General features: G+C 41.6%; 17 protein-coding genes and 2 pseudogenes. 5 read left to right on the top strand and 14 right to left on the bottom strand.

Annotated features, from left to right (window positions below; genetic code table 11):
* Positions 1-9 precede the first annotated feature (9 nt).
* From ACTNDS_RS01330 to ACTNDS_RS01320, 3 genes are all read left to right on the top strand, one after another.
* Entirely contained in the window at positions 10-432 is a 423-nt protein-coding gene (locus ACTNDS_RS01330) for an ImmA/IrrE family metallo-endopeptidase (protein ID WP_441032773.1), read from the top strand.
* Positions 433-479: 47 nt separating this feature from the next.
* Positions 480-1,460, top strand: coding sequence for a DUF3644 domain-containing protein (locus ACTNDS_RS01325; protein WP_441032770.1), 981 nt, complete (start codon positions 480-482; stop codon positions 1,458-1,460).
* A gap of 311 nt (positions 1,461-1,771) precedes the next feature.
* Complete coding sequence (locus tag ACTNDS_RS01320) at positions 1,772-3,187, top strand: recombinase family protein (RefSeq protein ID WP_441032767.1); 1,416 nt, start codon at positions 1,772-1,774, stop codon at positions 3,185-3,187.
* 126 nt (positions 3,188-3,313) lie between these two features.
* Here ACTNDS_RS01320 and ACTNDS_RS01315 read toward each other — a convergent pair.
* From ACTNDS_RS01315 to ACTNDS_RS01305, 3 genes and pseudogenes are all read right to left on the bottom strand, one after another.
* Positions 3,314-3,412: pseudogene (locus tag ACTNDS_RS01315) on the bottom strand (manganese catalase family protein); the annotation flags it as partial.
* A 3-nt stretch (positions 3,413-3,415) separates the two neighbouring features.
* The gene (locus ACTNDS_RS01310) at positions 3,416-3,691 is read right to left on the bottom strand and encodes a spore coat protein CotJB (RefSeq protein WP_441032764.1); all 276 of its coding nucleotides are present in this window, start codon (positions 3,689-3,691) and stop codon (positions 3,416-3,418) included.
* Entirely contained in the window at positions 3,688-3,927 is a 240-nt protein-coding gene (locus ACTNDS_RS01305; protein WP_243874008.1) for a spore coat associated protein CotJA, read from the bottom strand. The genes ACTNDS_RS01310 and ACTNDS_RS01305 overlap by 4 nt, the downstream gene beginning before the upstream one ends.
* A 445-nt stretch (positions 3,928-4,372) precedes the next feature.
* Here ACTNDS_RS01305 and trkA point away from each other — a divergent pair.
* Both trkA and ACTNDS_RS01295 read left to right on the top strand, forming a co-directional pair.
* Positions 4,373-5,730 (top strand): annotated as a pseudogene (gene trkA / locus ACTNDS_RS01300) (Trk system potassium transporter TrkA).
* 12 nt (positions 5,731-5,742) lie between these two features.
* A complete protein-coding gene (locus ACTNDS_RS01295; RefSeq protein WP_441032761.1) occupies positions 5,743-7,182 on the top strand; it encodes a TrkH family potassium uptake protein in 1,440 nt (479 codons plus the stop codon).
* Between the two features lie 180 nt (positions 7,183-7,362).
* Here ACTNDS_RS01295 and ACTNDS_RS01290 read toward each other — a convergent pair whose 3' ends face one another.
* The 11 genes from ACTNDS_RS01290 to ACTNDS_RS01240 form a co-directional block, all read right to left on the bottom strand.
* Positions 7,363-8,295 (bottom strand): radical SAM protein, encoded by a 933-nt coding sequence (locus ACTNDS_RS01290; protein WP_441032758.1) that lies wholly within the window; start codon positions 8,293-8,295, stop codon positions 7,363-7,365.
* A 78-nt stretch (positions 8,296-8,373) separates the two neighbouring features.
* On the bottom strand, positions 8,374-9,084 hold the full coding sequence (sigE, locus tag ACTNDS_RS01285) for an RNA polymerase sporulation sigma factor SigE (RefSeq protein WP_173743251.1): 711 nt from the start codon (positions 9,082-9,084) through the stop codon (positions 8,374-8,376).
* A 13-nt stretch (positions 9,085-9,097) separates the two neighbouring features.
* Positions 9,098-9,946, bottom strand: coding sequence for a sigma-E processing peptidase SpoIIGA (locus ACTNDS_RS01280; RefSeq protein WP_173743252.1), 849 nt, complete (start codon positions 9,944-9,946; stop codon positions 9,098-9,100).
* 215 nt (positions 9,947-10,161) lie between these two features.
* Positions 10,162-10,695 carry a YdcF family protein gene (locus ACTNDS_RS01275; RefSeq protein ID WP_330699344.1) on the bottom strand — a complete coding sequence of 178 codons (534 nt, stop codon included), beginning with the start codon at positions 10,693-10,695 and terminating at the stop codon, positions 10,162-10,164.
* Positions 10,634-11,149: an SEC-C metal-binding domain-containing protein gene (locus tag ACTNDS_RS01270; RefSeq protein ID WP_019162367.1), complete on the bottom strand. Its 516-nt coding sequence runs from the start codon at positions 11,147-11,149 to the stop codon at positions 10,634-10,636. The genes ACTNDS_RS01275 and ACTNDS_RS01270 overlap by 62 nt, the downstream gene beginning before the upstream one ends.
* A 217-nt stretch (positions 11,150-11,366) precedes the next feature.
* Positions 11,367-12,191 carry an HAD family hydrolase gene (locus tag ACTNDS_RS01265; protein WP_303242006.1) on the bottom strand — a complete coding sequence of 275 codons (825 nt, stop codon included), beginning with the start codon at positions 12,189-12,191 and terminating at the stop codon, positions 11,367-11,369.
* A gap of 100 nt (positions 12,192-12,291) precedes the next feature.
* On the bottom strand, positions 12,292-13,572 hold the full coding sequence (locus tag ACTNDS_RS01260; protein ID WP_441032752.1) for an adenylosuccinate synthase: 1,281 nt from the start codon (positions 13,570-13,572) through the stop codon (positions 12,292-12,294).
* A 33-nt stretch (positions 13,573-13,605) separates the two neighbouring features.
* Positions 13,606-15,039 carry an adenylosuccinate lyase gene (gene purB, locus ACTNDS_RS01255; protein ID WP_019162370.1) on the bottom strand — a complete coding sequence of 478 codons (1,434 nt, stop codon included), beginning with the start codon at positions 15,037-15,039 and terminating at the stop codon, positions 13,606-13,608.
* Positions 15,040-15,124: 85 nt separating this feature from the next.
* Positions 15,125-15,811, bottom strand: a complete 687-nt coding sequence (locus ACTNDS_RS01250) for an amino acid ABC transporter ATP-binding protein (protein ID WP_173743255.1) — start codon at positions 15,809-15,811, stop codon at positions 15,125-15,127.
* Between the two features lie 50 nt (positions 15,812-15,861).
* A complete protein-coding gene (locus ACTNDS_RS01245; protein ID WP_441032749.1) occupies positions 15,862-16,512 on the bottom strand; it encodes an amino acid ABC transporter permease in 651 nt (216 codons plus the stop codon).
* A 111-nt stretch (positions 16,513-16,623) separates the two neighbouring features.
* On the bottom strand, positions 16,624-17,493 hold the full coding sequence (locus ACTNDS_RS01240) for an amino acid ABC transporter substrate-binding protein (protein ID WP_441032746.1): 870 nt from the start codon (positions 17,491-17,493) through the stop codon (positions 16,624-16,626).
* Positions 17,494-17,523: the final 30 nt, after the last annotated feature.

The following is a 17,523-nucleotide window of genomic DNA, read 5'->3' as shown; positions in this document are numbered from 1 at the left end:
GTGAGATGCTTGGATATCAAGAAGATTGTTTCTTACTACAAAAGAAAAACAGGAACCGCAGACCCTTTCGACATTGCCGATCAGCTCGGTATCTTATACCAGATATGCAATCTGCAGTTCGAGGGATGCTATATGTTCCTGAAGAATCACCGCTACATATTCATTAATGAAAATCTTCCGGAGCATGAGCAACGTCTGGTTATGGCTCATGAGCTTGGACACGCTATCCTGCACCGGAAAGAAAATTGTTATTTTATCAGAAATAAAACTCTCTTATTAAATTCAAAAAAGGAAATTGAAGCTAATAGATTCGCTATGGAGCTGTTATTACCAGATTCGTTATTGGAAGAATATAGAGATTTTACTATTGAACAGATATCTCGGATGACGGGGTATCATCAGAAACTAATTGAATTACGTATTCCGAATTAATTCGCTTCGGCGTTTTAAAGAAAAAAAATTGAAAAAAGGAGGTAGCTATGCAACCTACAGACTTGTCCAACCAATTACTTGATAAATCAAAAGAGGCGTTTACTATGGCAATTGAACTGTACAACAAACCAACCATTCATTATCGAGTTGAAGGCTTTGCTATGTTTATCTGTAACGCCTGGGAATTAATGTTAAAAGCTCATATACTTAAGGTTTATGGTGAAAAGAGTATATATTATAAAGATAACCCAAATCGCACACTAAGTTTAGAAAATTGTATTCAAAAAGTATTTACTAATAACAAAGATCCTCTTCGCCTGAATCTGGAAAAAATCGTGGAATTACGCAATACTAGTACGCATTTTATTACCGAAGATTACGAAATGGTTTATGTTCCTCTATTTCAGGCATGTGTGTTAAATTTCAACGAAAAAATGATGGCATTTCACCAGATTGATATGACTAAAATAATACCTCAAAATTTTTTATCATTATCAGTAAGCATGAAAGCTTTAAACGAATCAGAAATTGTTGCTAAATATCCTGAGGAAATCGCCAGGAAAATATTAGATATGAAAAATAATGTGGATGCGCTTGCACTCGAAAACAACAATGCTAAATTTTCTATTAGAATCGACCATTATCATTATCTAACCAAAAATAAGGATAAAGCAACTTCTTTTGTAAAAATAGATAATTCAGCTGATACGTCTGTTAAGATCATAAAAGAATTAAAGGATCCTAACAACACGCATAATCTTACAGCAAAAGCATGCATTAGTAAAATTCGAGACCGTTTAGCCAAAAACAAGATTGAACTTTGGTATAACGGAAATATTGTTAAATTTACCAGTTTTCATTTTACTAATTTTTGTAAACACTATGGTATAAAAGAAAATGAGAAATTTTGTTATATTCATAAGCAATTTGCTCAGCCTCAATATTCTTACTCGTTGCAAACGATTGAATTTATAGCTACTGAGCTTGAAAAAGATCCTAAACATATTTTAGATAACATAAAAAAATAAGCTAACCCCAGGGGCAAAGGAATTCTAAGCTTCACAGCCTACTCCCATTCGGGAACCCAGCCTTATCCGTCACGAGTTAACTTATTTATATTATATATTATTCTTTAAATGTTGTCAATTATGTATATTATTTCATACAAAAACCGCCCTTGCGCTACCAACACAAGGGCGACAATCAGAATCTCCGAAGAGATCCAGCACTTTAGCAAAGATATTGTATCATCTTCGGAGTAGTTACACAATCAGAACATTTGTGTGGCTGTTATTTTTGTACTTAAAATTACATATTTTATAAAACCGAGGTGATATTTATGAGTAGTAAAGTGGCATGTCTTTACATCCGCGTTTCGACAGAGGACCAAACAGAACTTTCTCCTGATGCGCAGAAACGTCTTTTGCTGGATTATGCTCAGAAGAATGATATGATTGTTTCCGGAGATTTTATCTTTACTGAGAGTGTTTCCGGCCGGCACGCACAGAAGCGTCCGGAGTTTCAGAAGATGATCGCCCTGGCGAAGCAGCCCTCTCACCCTATTGATGTGATCCTGGTATGGAAATTCAGTCGTTTCGCCCGTAACCAGGAAGAGTCTATCGTATACAAGAGCATGCTCAAGAAGGATAATGTAGACGTGATCAGTGTATCTGAGCCACTGATTGAGGGACCTTTTGGCAGTCTGATCGAGCGTATCATCGAATGGATGGATGAATACTACTCTATTCGATTGTCAGGTGAGGTTTTGCGTGGCATGAAAGAAAAAGCCCTGCAAAAAGGCTATCAGACGTCTCCCTGTCTTGGCTATACTGCAGTTGGACATGGAAAGCCTTATGTTATTAATGAGGCTGAATATGCCATTGTCTCTTATATTATGGACCTGTATGATAATCAGAACTTAGATGAGACAGCTATTGCCAGACGTTGCAATGATCTCGGGTACCGGACGAAACGTGGAAAACTCTTCGAGCGGCGCAGCGTTGACCGAATTCTTGGAAATCCCTTCTATTGCGGAACTGTTGTCTGGAACGGAGTGGAATTTGAAGGAAGCCATGAGGTACGCCTTTCCAGGGAACGGTATGAAAAACGTCAGAAGCTGATTACTTCCCGAAAGCGTCCAATCAAGGCGCGAAATGTATCTGCCTGTAAACACTGGCTATCCGGACTTTTAAAGTGTTCTGTCTGTGGAGCCACACTTTCTTACACCGGCAATAATAGGTGCCCTTATTTTCAGTGCTGGAAGTACGCAAAGGGATTTCATAAGACTTCCGTGGCCTTATCCGTCAAAAAGGCTGAAGAAGCTGTGATAAGCTATTTTGAACAGATCTTAGATGGAGCAGAATTTACATATGTGTGTAAAAAGAAAAAGGCTGATCATTCACTGCAAATTGAACAGTTGCAGAAAGAGATCAGTAAGCTCAGTATGAGGGAAAGCCGGATCAAAGAAGCTTATGAGGCAGGAGTAGACACTCTGGAAGAATATAGGAGCAATAAGGACCGTCTGGTATCAGACCGATTAGAATTGACCGCTGCCCTTTCACAGCTATTACAGGAAGAACAGGCAGAACAACCTAATACAGAAGAAATCCTGAAAGAGATCCGTTCTGTTGCGGACGTCTTGAAGAATCCAGACGTAGGTTATGAAGAAAAGGGAAATCTGATCAGAAGTGTTGTGGAACAGATCATATATGATAAAGAGTCTGGGAAAATGTCTTTTGACATCATTATTTCCTGAATTTCAGACATCTATAAAAAAGTGCTATTTTGGCAGTTTTAACACTTTTGTAATATTTTTCCAAAATTGAAAATCCCGCAAACCCGCATAAACACTGGGGTTGCGGGGCTATTATAGGGTACTGCACTCCGGGCCACCGTACTGGCTGAGGATATACTGTGCAATCTTTGCATTCGGTTTGGTAATATTTACCGGATACTGAAGTCTTTTTTCATAATTCCACATAAGCTATCTGCATCCTCCTTCCCTTTCCCAGGGAAATGGCTGTTCCATCCATTTCCAGTTCTCTGACTCTGACATATCCGTACAATCTATAGTAAGAGGTCCAAAGTTTTGGGCATATTTTTCCAGAAGTTCTTTCCTCTCCTTTACCATTTTTCTGCATAGCATCAGAGCTCTCTCATCACAGGGATGGGTATCCAGGTATAAAAGCAGATCATCTACAGCAAAGCTGACCTGATTTATCCGATTCAGAAGTTGCTTTCCGGACCTGTTTTCGTTCATCGGAAACCACCTCTCTTTCCGCAGAATGGCTTGCAAAGCTGTGGGAAAACTGTTCCCACATTCAAAGCATAAGACAAATCAAAAATATCTGTAAATTCCTGACTGGGAACATAAGCCATGGCAGGCTCCGGAGATTTGGGACGGGTAACCATTTCATTCATTGGCTGCTGGCGGTTCATGCCGCAGGTTCGGTTATAGGGTCTGCCACAGGAACAGGCCATATGATAATTTTCCATATTCAATCCTTCCTGATATCATTTTCCATATTCAGTTACCCTATATTTTATGATACCTTTTCCAAAAGGTGCCCCAGATTACCTATTATGTCTTTTTTAACCAGCACTCCTGACGTTACTGTTCACTCCGTTCACAGTAACGTAGCCAAAATTCATTCCAGATTGCCTGCGGCAATGGAATTTTGGCTTGTATGTCTCGGAATTTTGGCATATCCATGCCAAAACACCTCGCGGGATAGTAGTGTGTGAACAGTAACTTCCTAACGCCAAAAAAATCACAAAATTCTCATATTTACAAACAGATTTAATAGTGCTATAGCATCCTTGTTTTCATATGTATAAAAGCTATATAATATTATAAAATATTTCGGGAGAACTGTTGCATAGATTATCATTGGGGATAACAGAAAGTGCATCAGCCCGTTGACTATCTTTTGGAGGAATTATGCAGATTATTATTGTTGGGTGTGGAAATGTCGGCCGAACTCTTGCCGAGCAGCTACAGGAAGAAGAATCCGATATAACTCTTATTGATGTCTCTGCCAACGTGATCAACTCATTGCAGGATGACATTGATGCAATGGGAATTGTAGGAAATGGTGCCAGCATCAATACGCTTATGGAAGCCGGAGTTGACAAGGCAGACATTCTCATCGCAGTGACTGGCTCTGACGAAATGAACCTTCTTTGCTGTCTGATCACCCAGAAAACAGGACACTGCCAGACAATTGCCAGAGTCCGCAATCCAATTTACGGCAATGAGATCAGCTTTATCAAAAAACGTCTCGGTGTAAACATGATCATTAATCCGGAACTGGCAGCAGCCCAGGAGATTTCCCGTCTGCTCCGCTTCCCCTCTGCCATTAAGATCGATACCTTTTCCAGAGGACGGGTAGAGCTTTTGAAATTCAAGGTGCTGCCTGAGTTTGGACTGGATGGTATGACGATTTCGCGCATTACAGAGACACTCAAATGCGATGTGCTTTTCTGTGCCGTTGAGAGCAGGGATCAGGTTTCTATCCCAGGCGGTAATCATATGATCCACAACGGAGACAATGTTTCTATTCTTGCTTCTCCGGTAAATGCCGCTGCCTTTTTCAAAAAAATCGGACTGAAGACCCATCAGGTGAAAAATGCCATCATCGTAGGTGGTGGTACAATCTCCTACTATCTGGCCAAGGCACTTCTTGACATGAATATTTCCGTAAAAATCATTGAGCAGAATACAGCCCGCTGCGAGACCCTGAGTGATCTGCTTCCCAGTGCCACTATTATCAATGGTGACGAACCAACCGCAGCCTTCTCATGGAGGAAGGTCTGCCCCAGACTGAAGCTTTTGTGTCTCTTACCAATCTGGATGAGGAAAATGTTTTCCTTGCACTGTTTGCCAAAACAATTTCCAATGCCAAGCTGGTAGCCAAGGTCAACCGTCTTGCTTTTGACGATGTTATTGACAATCTGGATATTGGAAGTGTAATCTATCCCAAATATATCACTTCTGACAGGATTCTGCAGTATGTACGTGCCATGCAGAACAGTATCGGAAGTAATGTAGAAACCCTTTATCATATTCTGGACAATAAGGCAGAGGCTCTGGAATTTGCCATCCGTGATAATTCTCCGGTAGTTGGGATCCCGCTGTCAGAGCTGAATCTCCGCCAGAATCTTCTGGTTGGATATCTCAACCATAATGGTGTAGTAAAAATCCCCCGCGGACATGACACCATACAGGTAGGTGATACTGTGATCATCGTAACTACCCATAAGGGACTTCGTGATATCACAGACATTCTTGAGAAGTAAAGGAGTCTGATCGTGAATTATTCTATTATTTTTTATATTATCGGATGGATTCTCAAGCTGGAAGCTATATTTATGTTTCTTCCCGGAATCACCGCTGTGATCTACGGTGAAACTTCCGGCTTTGCTTTTCTGATCACCATTATCATCTGTCTGGCTCTTGGCATTCCACTCACCTGGAAAAAGCCATCCAAAAAAGCATTTTACACAAAAGAAGGGTTTGTAACAGTCGCTTTAAGCTGGATTGTACTAAGTATTATGGGAGCACTCCCTTTTATCTTCAGCGGAAGCATTCCAAACCCTGTAGATGCAATATTTGAAACTGTATCCGGTTTTACCACTACCGGAGCCAGTATTCTGGCTGATGTAGAAATCCTTCCCCACTGTGTACTAATCTGGAGAAGCTTTACACACTGGATCGGCGGTATGGGTGTTCTGGTATTTATCCTGTCTCTCCTGCCTCTGACAGGTGGTTATCATATGAACCTGATGAAAGCAGAGAGCCCGGGACCTTCTGTCAGCAAGCTGGTTCCAAAAGTACAGTCCACTGCAAAAATTCTGTATGGAATTTATTTTGTCATGACAGTGATACAGATCATTCTTCTGCTTCTTGGAGGAATGCCTCTGTTTGATTCCCTCTGTGCTGCTTTTGGTACTGCAGGTACCGGAGGATTCGGTATCAAATCCGACAGCATGGCCGGATACAGCACTTACCTTCAGGTTGTGATCACTATATTTATGATCCTGTTTGGAATTAACTTCAATGCCTATTTCCTGCTTATCACCAGGAAATTTGCCCAGGCCTTTAAAATGGAGGAAGTCCGCTATTATCTGGGAATTATTGCGATTGCAGTATTGATCATTACCTGCAACATTTATCACATGTACGGAAGTGTATCAGAATCCCTTCAGCAGGCAGCCTTTCAGGTAGGATCCATCATCACAACCACCGGTTATGCCACAACAGATTTTAACCTATGGCCGGAGATTTCACGAACTATACTGGTAATGCTTATGTTTATAGGAGCCTGTGCAGGAAGTACCGGCGGTGGTATCAAGGTTTCCAGGATCCTGATCCTTTGTAAAACAATCCGCAAGGAACTTCATATTTTTCTGCACCCCAATGCAGTAAAAAAAATAAAGATGAATGGCAAAGTCATTCCTCATGAAGTGCTTCGCTCTACCAATATCTTTATAATTGTTTATATACTGATCATTGCCGGATCTATCTTCCTGATTGCCTTTGATGACTTTGACCTGATCACAAACTTTACTGCAGTTACAGCCACCTTTAATAACATCGGGCCCGGTCTGGAGCTGGTAGGTCCTATCGGAAACTTCGGAATGTTTTCCTGGTTTTCCAAAATTGTCCTCACTTTTGATATGCTGGCAGGCCGACTGGAAATTTTCCCATTACTGCTGCTGTTTGTAAGGGATACCTGGAAAAAATTCTAAGACTCAGAGAAATATATCTCTAAATTTATTTTATCTTTTACATTTTGTTCATATATTATCCATATTTATTGGATATAGTATCAGTAAGAAAGATAGCTATATCTTTCTTATAAATATTTTTCTTTTTCATACGCGCCGGTACGTAAGTACCGGCCTCCTTCCATTTTATGGGAGTTTTTTTTATTTTCTGCCAACTCCCTCATAATCAAATGCCGGGATAAAGCTCTCCCTGGCAGTCTCACCTTCTTGAAAAAAGCCATTTTCTATTCCAAGTTCCAGTGCTGCATTCAATACCTTTTCATATTCTCTTTCTGTTACCCTGCGGTTTAATTCCCTGTATTTCTCCTGCTCATAAACCGGTGTATACTGATTCATAATGCTGATATAAATATGCGTTCCAAATGCACGCTGTAAATACTTCAATACCTGAATGGAATTTCTGGTATGTCCCGGCAGGATCAAATGTCTCACAATAGTTCCTTTTTTAATATATCCTTCCTCATCAAAAACAACAGGACCTGTCTGACGCATCATCTCTGCCAGTGCATTTCCTACAATTTCAGGATAATCCGCTGCATGGGAAAACTGCTGTGCCAGCAAAGGATCTGCATATTTATAATCAGGCAGATAAACATCTACATACCCCTCCAGAAGCTTTAAGGTTTCCACCTTCTCATAACCACTGGAATTATACACCACCGGCAATCCCATTCCCTGTTCTCCTGCTATATCCAAAGCAGCAGTAATCTGAGGCACATAATGGGCTCCTGTAACCAAATTGATGTTTGCTGCCCCCTTATCCTGAAGCTCCAGAAATATTTCAGCCAGCCGTTTTACGTCAATCTCACAGCCATCCTTTCCAATGGCAATATCACGGTTCTGGCAAAAGCAGCACCGCAGCCCGCAGCCGGTAAAAAACACTGCCCCTGAGCCTTTGCATCCTGAAATGCAGGGTTCCTCCCACATATGCAAAGCAGCCCGCGCTGCATAGATTTTATCCGTCATTCCACAGTATCCTGTCCTGCCTGCCATTCTGTCCGCATGACAATTTCTGGGACACAGAGTACAGTCTTTCATATATTTTTCTATTTCATCTGTTTTTTTCTGCATCATCTGTTTGATTCATTCTGTTCCTCTTTCTTATTTGTCAGCCATAGCTTACTGTAAATTTTCTTTTCCGTCAAGGGGGCTTCATTCATATTTTACGATTTCCTTTTTCAGCCTCTTCATAATTCTTTTCTCCAGTCTGGAAATATAAGACTGAGAAATTCCCAGCAGATCAGCTACCTCTTTCTGCGTCTGCTCCTTGCTGTCCCTGCTTCCGATCCCAAATCTCAGCCTTACGATTGTCTGCTCTCTGTCAGACAATTTTCCAATGGCCTTTGTCAGCAGAGAAATTTCTGCTTCATCCTCTAGCCGTCTGGATATCACGTCCTCGTCCGTTCCCAGAATATCTGACAGAAGGAGTTCATTGCCATCCCAGTCTACATTCAGCGGTTCATCAATGGAAACCTCCATTTTGGTCTTGCTGTTCCTGCGCAGATACATCAGGATTTCATTTTCAATACATCTTGATGCATAGGTTGCCAGTTTAATATTCTTCACAGGATTGAAGGTATTGATTGCCTTGATCAGACCTATGGTTCCGATAGAGATCAGATCCTCCACTCCTACCCCTGTATTGTCAAACTTCTTTGCAATATAAACAACCAATCGGAGATTGTGTTCGATCAGAACAGATCTGGCCTCTTCCTTCTGGTCTGTTCCCAGCTTGCCCAACACAAATGCTTCCCTCTTGGGATCCAAAGGTGCAGGCAGCACATCGTTTCCCCCTATATAAAAAATATCCCCTGACCGGTTCATTACCATTCTTGATACAAACTGAACTGGATAACAACTCATAATAATCCCCCTCCTACTGTAGTAATCTGGAATTTAAAAGTACTTCATATTCCTTACCAAAAGCGGAGGGTTCAAAAGGAAATGCAAACACAGGACTTTCTATCTGAACCACTTCTGCCGCGGTCTGAACACAAAGCTTCTCCAGCGTGACCGCCAGAAGCATTCCCTTTTCCCTGTCAATTCCCCGATAGGAAATCAGATGTGGATGAAGCCCTGCGATCTCAGTATCTTGCAGCTCTTCCGGTTTCTCCTGCAGGTGCCTTAACTGATCTGCTGTTTTTTCTGACAATATCTGTTCCAGAATTTCCGGTTTTCCAATAGAAACCGGTTTTCCTGTTACAGAATCCATCAGAAGATTTCCTGAATCGTAAAATCCATAAAAAGAAAATGTTTTCCCCTGATAGGACAGGGTAAGAGGATATACATTTTTCATCCGTATTTTTACAGAATCCTGCAGATAGGACCATGCAGTAAGCAAAAGCCAGGTCACTGTTCCAAGAAGCAGAAAGGTTTTCACGGTAAGATTCCCATGATCTGCAGTCTCCCAAAAGCCTCCACACAGAAACGCAGCCAAATACAATGTCAGCACCGATTTTACAAGGAGACTTCCCTTTTTCAGTCCACAGCCCAAAATCAACATTCCTGTTCCACAGGCTCCGTGAAGGAGTATAAATGCCGGTGGAAACAATTCAAAGGGGATGCAAAGAATCAAACTGGAAAACAATGCCCCAAGAAAAGCTCCCAGCAGTGTTCTGAAAAAGCTTTTTCTGCATCGGAATACCCTTCCAACAAACCAGAGAAGGATATAATCCATCAGAAGATTCGTTAAAAAAACTACATCTATGTATACTTCATAATGCATTCTCCTTCCCCCTGTATTCTTTTTTCTGTTAAGCCTTCCCTTTGGTAAGTGCTATTCATTATAGGAGATTACCCTTGCAGATTTTGTCAAAATGGCAGAGACCGGTCTTAGAATTTATCGCAGGAATACGACAGAAAACGGCATAAAAAAACAGCAGCAGCAAATCTCGAAGTATCTGCTGCTACCGTATTTTGCTGTTACTGTTTCTGATTTTTCTACCAGTTTCCCAAAAGCTTATCCTTTAAAATCGCCAGTATTTCCCTTGGAATATAAATCAAAAGTCTCCAGGAACTATATCTGGAAGGTATGGGATATGCTTCACGGAATCCACATTTTCGGGCTATGGCTGTGCCGCGGAATACATGAAAATTATTTGTCACTACTCCCACTGAATGGTCTGCTCCGATCAGTTCTCTGCTGAAACGCAGATTTTCTGCAGTACTGACAGATCGTTCTTCCAGAAAAAGACGTTCCGGTGCAATTCCATGCTCTGTCAGATAATGATACATTGCCCTGGCCTCTGTGATCAGTTCGCCTTCCCCCTGACCTCCTGACAGAACAGCCTTCGTCTCCGGATGATCCTCCAGATACTGCAAAGCCCTTCTGGTTCGTTCCAGAAGGGCTAATGTAAGCCGGGTACCATCTACATGGGCACCCAGGACAATAATATATTCCACGTCAGGCTGCTTACGCATTTCTTCCGCAGCAGTATTTGTATTTCTTTCCACTGCCGCATGGACACGGATCATTACGTCCAATCTTATGTGCTTTTACCACTGTACCGGATTTCTTCTGCTCCAGATACAGTTCTTTTCTCTTCTCAGGTGTGAAAATTGCATCCCACTGAGGCAGTTCATAGAGCCAGTCTGCTCTTGCATCTACCATATTTTTGTACAGAAGCTCTTTGTCAAAGCAAAGAGATACCTTTGTATTCTCGTCCATTGTCTCAATAGGGTTCGGAATCTTAAGACTGTCATTGATACCATCCAGGAAACCTACCATTGTGAGAACTTCCAGACCATATTTGTCAGCCAGTTCTTTAACAGTACCGGTTACCACTTCGTCCGGATTAGCAAGAAGTTTTTCATAAATACCTTTTTCAATATTAAAATAATTTGCCCAGAATCTCTGAAGTTTATTACGGTCTGCCTGCTGGTCATAGGCGATGGAACGCCACTGCTCTAAAATTGTTTTATCGCTCATTTCCTTAATCCTCTTTTCCGTTTAGGTAATACGCCTGTGAAAGTATCTGAACGAATATATTCCCCACAAGCTTTTATATTATATCATCTTTTTTTCCAAAATACAAATCCTATTGTTTATATTTTTGGTGAAATTTTCGTAAATAGTGTTACTGTTCACTCCGTTCTCAGTAACCGTAAATAATCTTTTCTTCTGCCGAAAACAAAACCAGTACTTTCTACTTTACTCCCAGTTTCTCCAGTTCTGCTGTTCCCTGCTTAAAGGAATGGAATTGAATAGCATGAATTCCAAACTTCTCTGCAGCTTCACAATTTTCTTTTCTGTCATCCAGAAAAACAGATTTCTCAGGCTCCAGATGATAACGTTCGATCAAAGTCCGGTATATTTCCGGTTCTGGTTTGATCTGCTTTACATCACAGGAGAAAACCGCTCCGTCTACATATTTCAGGAACGTAAGTTTCTGTTTTGTCATTCGCATGGTCTCATTTCCATAATTAGATAAAATATAGACTTTATATCCCTTATCTTTCAGATAGCGCACCCAGGTATCTGCATACTCCATCTTTTCAATAGTTTTACCGGAATCCTTCATTACAGCCCGGATTTCCGCTTCACAGTCCGGCGCTGCTTTCACCATCTGATTCACATAATATTCTTCCTCATAGCTTCCCCGGTCACGTTCATTCCATGTATCACTGAGAAATACAGCTTTTGCGATCTTATCCCTTTTCTCCGGTGTAAATCCAAAGCTGTCCAGATAGGCCTCCCACTCAAATTTAACCAGCACCTTACCTACATCAAAAATAATATTTTCCACCACTGAATTCCTCTCTTTCTTTTTGTCACGGTCCAGTATCCTGTAAACCATCCACATTGCATAAGCAAGAACAGGGACAATAATGGCAACTCCAATTGCTGCCCTAAAATAATTACCAGCATTTTCGCCCTTGCCAAAAGCAAAAAACATGGGCATGCACGCTGCCAGAAGCAGGACAATAATGGCAATCCATGCTCCAATCTGTTTCTTTTTATTATTTTTCATTTTATACCTCTCCAAGATAAAGATAAGGCTGCCGCAAAAAATCTGTGATCTGCGACAGCCTTTCCTGGTTATTGGTTGCAGCTTTCAGCAACCCACATTTTTATTTATTTCTGTAGATAATATCGTCTCTTCCAGGTCCGTTGGAAATCATAGTGATGGGGAATCCAATCTGTTTTTCTACAAATTCAATATAATTTCTGCAGTTCTCAGGCAGATCCTCATATTTTTTGATTCCACGGATATCACATTTCCATCCTGGTAGTTTCTCCAGAACAGGTTTTGCTTTCTCAAGCTTTACAGTAGTCGGGAAATCAGTGGTAATCTCACCGTCAATATCATATGCAGTACAAACCGGTATCTCATCCAGATATCCCAGAACATCCAGTACTGTAAACGCTACATCTGTAGTTCCCTGCATACGGCATCCGTATTTGGAAGCAACACAGTCAAACCATCCCATACGTCTCGGACGTCCTGTAGTAGCACCAAACTCACCGCCGTCACCACCGCGTTTTCTCAGCTCATCTGCCTCTTCCCCGAAAATTTCAGAAACAAATGCTCCTGCTCCTACTGCACTGGAATAAGCCTTGCATACAGTAACGATTTCCTTAATTTCGTATGGTGGAAGACCTGCTCCTACTGCACCATATCCTGCCAGTGTAGAAGAAGAAGTAACCATTGGATAAATTCCATGATCAGGATCCTTCAGAGAACCAAGCTGTCCCTCAAGAAGAACCTCTTTTCCCTCTTTCAATGCATTCCACAGATAAAGAGAAACATCACATACATATGGCTCAACCATTTTCTTATATTCCATCATTTCTTCAAAAAGCTTCTCAGGATCAAGAAGTGGTTTATGATATAAATGCTCCAGTAAAACATTCTTAGTCTCGCATACACTTGCCAGCTTCTCTTTCAGATGCTCTTCATCAAAAAGCTCGCTGACCTGGAAACCGATCTTTGCGTATTTGTCTGAATAAAACGGTGCAATACCGGATTTAGTGGATCCAAAAGATTTACCGCCCAGACGTTCCTCCTCATACTGGTCAAAAAGGATATGATAAGGCATTACCATCTGCGCTCTCTCAGAAATAAGGATCTTCGGAGCCGGTACCCCTCTGCTTACTATTTCATTATATTCCTTGAAAAATACCGGAATATTTAAAGCTACACCATTACCGATCACACTTGTTGTGTGATCATAGAATACACCTGACGGAAGGGTATGAAGGGCAAATTTACCATAATTATTTACGATAGTATGACCTGCATTTGCTCCGCCCTGAAATCTTACAATAATATCCGCTTTCTGGGCAAGCATATCAGTAATCTTACCTTTACCCTCGTCACCCCAGTTAGCACCTACAACCGCTTTTACCATAATCTGCTATTCCTCCTGAAATCTGTATAATTATCAAACGTTGATTTCTGCTTTAATTCCCAACATATCCTTATGAGCATCAAGAATGGGCTGAACCACTTTGCTCACAAATTTCTCTGTCTGCTCCTTGGCACGTCCCACATATTTTGTGGGATCCATGGATTTCTGAAGATCCTCAAGTGTCAGATTAAATGCAGGATCTGCCGCAATCAACTCAAGAAGATTATTATCCTTGCCCTCTACCTTTACGGTCTTCCCGGCTTCCATGGAAAGCTCACGGATACGTTCATGAAGTTCCTGACGGTCTCCGCCTGCCTTTACTGCATCCATCATGATATTCTCAGTAGCCATGAATGGAAGCTCTGCCATCATATGTTTCTCAATAACTTTAGGATATACCACCAGTCCATCCACTACATTGAGGCACAGATCCAGGATTCCGTCAATTGCCAGAAATCCTTCCGGAATACTCAGACGCTTGTTTGCTGAATCATCCAGTGTTCTCTCAAACCACTGAGTTGCAGATGTGATTGCAGGGTTCAGAGCATCTACCATCACATATCTGGAAAGAGATGCAATACGTTCACTTCTCATAGGATTTCTCTTATATGCCATTGCAGAAGAACCGATCTGTGATTTTTCAAAGGGCTCCTCTACTTCCTTCAGATGCTGAAGGAGACGGATATCATTTGACATCTTATGTGCACTTGCTGCAATTCCGGCAAGAATATTGGCAACACGGGTGTCTACCTTACGGGAATAGGTCTGTCCGGATACCGGATAGCATTCCTTAAATCCCATCTTCTCTGCGATCATAGGATCAATCTTGTCAATGGTCTCCTGGTCTCCGTCAAAAAGCTCAAGGAAGCTTGCCTGTGTACCTGTAGTTCCCTTGGAGCCAAGAAGCTTCATTGTACTTAACACGTACTCCAGATCCTCCAGGTCAAGTAAAAACTCCTGAGTCCATAATGTTGCACGCTTTCCTACAGTAGTAGGCTGCGCAGGCTGGAAATGTGTGAAAGCCAGGGTCGGCTGTGCCTTGTATTTGTCTGCAAAAGCAGCAAGCTCTGCGATAACATTGACCAGCTTTTTGCGTACAAGCTTCAGGGCTTCTGTCATCACAATAATATCTGTATTGTCACCTACATAACAGGAGGTAGCTCCCAGATGGATGATGCCCTTTGCTTTCGGGCACTGTACACCGTATGCATATACATGAGACATAACATCATGGCGTACCTGACGTTCTCTCTCTCTGGCAACCTCATAATTAATATCTTCTGCATGAGCCTTCAGCTCATCGATCTGCTCCTGTGTAATGTTAAGACCAAGCTCCTTCTCTGTCTCTGCAAGTGCGATCCAGAGCTTTCTCCAGGTACGGAATTTCATATCCGGAGAAAAGATATACTGCATTTCTTTGCTGGCATAACGTTCTGATAAAGGACTTACATATCTGTCTGTACTCATCATTCACTCTCCTGTTTTTTAGTAGGATGGTTTTCATCCTTTGAAATTATATAACATCATTCCCCTAAAAGCAACCACAAAAACCTTATCCCTGATGGAATTTGCCAAGAAACTCCTTCATTCGCACATGATCTGAGGCAAAAACCTCCTGCGGAGTTCCTTCTACTGCGATCAGCCCCTTGTCCATGAAAATAATATGATCCGAAATGTCCCTTGCAAAAGTCATCTCATGAGTAACGATCACCATGGTGATATGCTCCGCTGCCAGATCTCTGATTACCTTCAGGATCTCACCTGTAAGCTCAGGATCCAATGCTGAAGTAGGCTCATCAAAAAACAGGATCTTTGGATTCATACAAAGAGCTCTGGCAATGGATACACGCTGCTGCTGTCCGCCCGACAGCTGGAATGGGTAAGCATTCTCCCTGTCAGAAAGCCCCATCTGCTTTAATAGCTTTCTTGCCTGGGCATACACTTCATCCTTTTTTCTTTTCTGCACCTTGATAGGAGCATCTGTAATATTCTTCAATACAGAAAAATGTGGAAACAGATTAAAATTCTGGAAGACCAGCCCCACATCCCCCTGTTTGATAATTTCACCGCTGTCCGGTGTCTCAAGTCCTGTAGCACACCGAAGAAGTGTAGATTTACCGGAACCGGAAGGTCCGATAATACTTAAAACTTCTCCCTCCTCCACCTCAAGGGAAATATCTTTCAAAACTTCAAGGCTTCCGAAGCTTTTTTTAATATGCTTCATTTCAAATAATTTCATATATTTTCCTCTTATCTATCAGCTTCCTGACAATTCTGCCATCTGCTCTGTTAATGGTAATAATTTAGTTTCTTCTCAATTTTGTCCATTACAATTGCCACCAGCAGATTAAATACAAAATAAAATACTGCTGCAATCACAAAAGGCATCATAGTGGTCTGGGCACTGGCAATCTGTTTGGCAATGGTAAACATTTCCGCTACTGCAACCACAAAGGCCAGTGAGGTATCCTTTACCAGTGTGATCACTTCATTTGTCACAGCCGGAAGAATTCTCTTGATCACCTGGGGCAGAATAATTCTGAAAAATGTCTGCATCTTATTATATCCCAGAATTTTGGCTGCTTCATACTGACCTGCAGAAATGGATTCAATTCCACCTCTGTAAATTTCTGCAAAATATGCCGCATAGTTAATGCTGAAAGCAATAAACACTGCGATCAGGCTGTAGCCCATGGAAATACGGATGCCAAAAATAAAATAAGGTCCAAAATATACCACCATCAGCTGAAGCATTAAAGGTGTTCCACGCATAATGGAAATATATGCAGATACAATCCCCCGCATCACCGGATTCTTCGACATTCTGCCAAAACAGATCAAAAGTCCCAGTGGCAGGGAAAACAACAGTGTCACAACAAAAATCTCCACAGATACCACCATACCACTGGCAAGCTGTTGAAGCATCACACTTATTGACATATAAGTTTCCTCCTGAAATAAAATATATCCTGTACAGTACGAAAGGGACTGTCACAGCAAAAATGCTTTCTGCCGTAATAGCCCCGTTCCTTTATTTATTTAACACAACTATTATTCTGCTTTTGCTTCTTCTGTAGGAGTAGCTTCAGCCTCTTCGGTTTCATCCTCAGCTGCGTCCTTCTCTTCCTCTCCACCAATGCAAAGCATATCTGCTACTTCATATTTCTCAGCAAGCTTATCTACCTCACCTGCATCATAAAGCTTCAGAACTTCATTCCATACCGTATCCTTCAGTTCGTCATTGCCTTTCTTGAAACCAATGCCGTACTGCTCACTCTGAATCGGCTCGTCCATGATCACATATTTGCCTTCTTCTCTCTGGGAAAGCTGATATTTGGCAACACCGATATCTACTGCAATGGCATCTGCTGCACCGGAATCCAGATTCATAAATGCTGTATTATAATCAGGATTCTCTGTAAGTGACCCAAAGCTTGCTGTCAGATCCTTGTTATCATCATTGTTCAGTGCATCCAAAGCTGCAGAAGCCGCCTGCACAACTACATTCTTACCTGCCAGATCTGTCAGCTTCTCAATACCGGAATCTGCGGAAACAACCATTACCTGCTCATTGTTCAGGTATGGATCAGACCAGGTATAATCATCCTCACGTCCATTGATCGTGAAACCATTCCAGATACAGTCAATGGATCCTGAATTCAGTTCCATATCCTTGGAATCCCAGTTGATCGGTTTTTTGACCAGTTCCCATCCAAGATTATCACAGACTTCCTGTGCAAGATCAAGGTCAAAGCCTACATATTCTCCATTATCATCCTTATATCCAAAAGGAGGATACTCTGCATCAAAACCAACTGTTAAAGTTTTATTCTCAGCATCTGCATATACAGAAACAACACCAGCCATAAGAGAAGCTGCCATTGCACCGGCCATAAGTACTGCTAATGTTCTCTTTTTCATGATAAACATCTCCTCTTCATCTATTTTTCT

This window comes from Blautia sp. HCP3S3_C12, assembly GCF_052064155.1.
GTDB lineage: Bacteria > Bacillota > Clostridia > Lachnospirales > Lachnospiraceae > Blautia_A.
The sequence above is the reverse complement of the archived record's forward strand: the minus strand, read 5'-3'. Positions and strand labels throughout refer to the sequence as shown.

Excerpts from the sequence above, each read along its gene's own strand:
- ACTNDS_RS01325 (WP_441032770.1), top strand. The coding sequence starts at position 480 with ATGCAACCTACAGACTTGTCCAACCAATTACTTGATAAATCAAAAGAG.
- ACTNDS_RS01320 (WP_441032767.1), top strand. The coding sequence starts at position 1,772 with ATGAGTAGTAAAGTGGCATGTCTTTACATCCGCGTTTCGACAGAGGAC.
- ACTNDS_RS01310 (WP_441032764.1), bottom strand. The coding sequence starts at position 3,691 with ATGAACGAAAACAGGTCCGGAAAGCAACTTCTGAATCGGATAAATCAG.
- ACTNDS_RS01305 (WP_243874008.1), bottom strand. The coding sequence starts at position 3,927 with ATGGAAAATTATCATATGGCCTGTTCCTGTGGCAGACCCTATAACCGA.
- ACTNDS_RS01290 (WP_441032758.1), bottom strand. The coding sequence starts at position 8,295 with ATGATGCAGAAAAAAACAGATGAAATAGAAAAATATATGAAAGACTGT.
- sigE (WP_173743251.1), bottom strand. The coding sequence starts at position 9,084 with ATGAGTTGTTATCCAGTTCAGTTTGTATCAAGAATGGTAATGAACCGG.
- ACTNDS_RS01280 (WP_173743252.1), bottom strand. The coding sequence starts at position 9,946 with ATGCATTATGAAGTATACATAGATGTAGTTTTTTTAACGAATCTTCTG.
- ACTNDS_RS01275 (WP_330699344.1), bottom strand. The coding sequence starts at position 10,695 with ATGATCCGTGTCCATGCGGCAGTGGAAAGAAATACAAATACTGCTGCG.
- ACTNDS_RS01270 (WP_019162367.1), bottom strand. The coding sequence starts at position 11,149 with ATGAGCGATAAAACAATTTTAGAGCAGTGGCGTTCCATCGCCTATGAC.
- ACTNDS_RS01265 (WP_303242006.1), bottom strand. The coding sequence starts at position 12,191 with ATGAAAAATAATAAAAAGAAACAGATTGGAGCATGGATTGCCATTATT.
- ACTNDS_RS01260 (WP_441032752.1), bottom strand. The coding sequence starts at position 13,572 with ATGGTAAAAGCGGTTGTAGGTGCTAACTGGGGTGACGAGGGTAAAGGT.
- purB (WP_019162370.1), bottom strand. The coding sequence starts at position 15,039 with ATGAGTACAGACAGATATGTAAGTCCTTTATCAGAACGTTATGCCAGC.
- ACTNDS_RS01250 (WP_173743255.1), bottom strand. The coding sequence starts at position 15,811 with ATGAAATTATTTGAAATGAAGCATATTAAAAAAAGCTTCGGAAGCCTT.
- ACTNDS_RS01245 (WP_441032749.1), bottom strand. The coding sequence starts at position 16,512 with ATGTCAATAAGTGTGATGCTTCAACAGCTTGCCAGTGGTATGGTGGTA.
- ACTNDS_RS01240 (WP_441032746.1), bottom strand. The coding sequence starts at position 17,493 with ATGAAAAAGAGAACATTAGCAGTACTTATGGCCGGTGCAATGGCAGCT.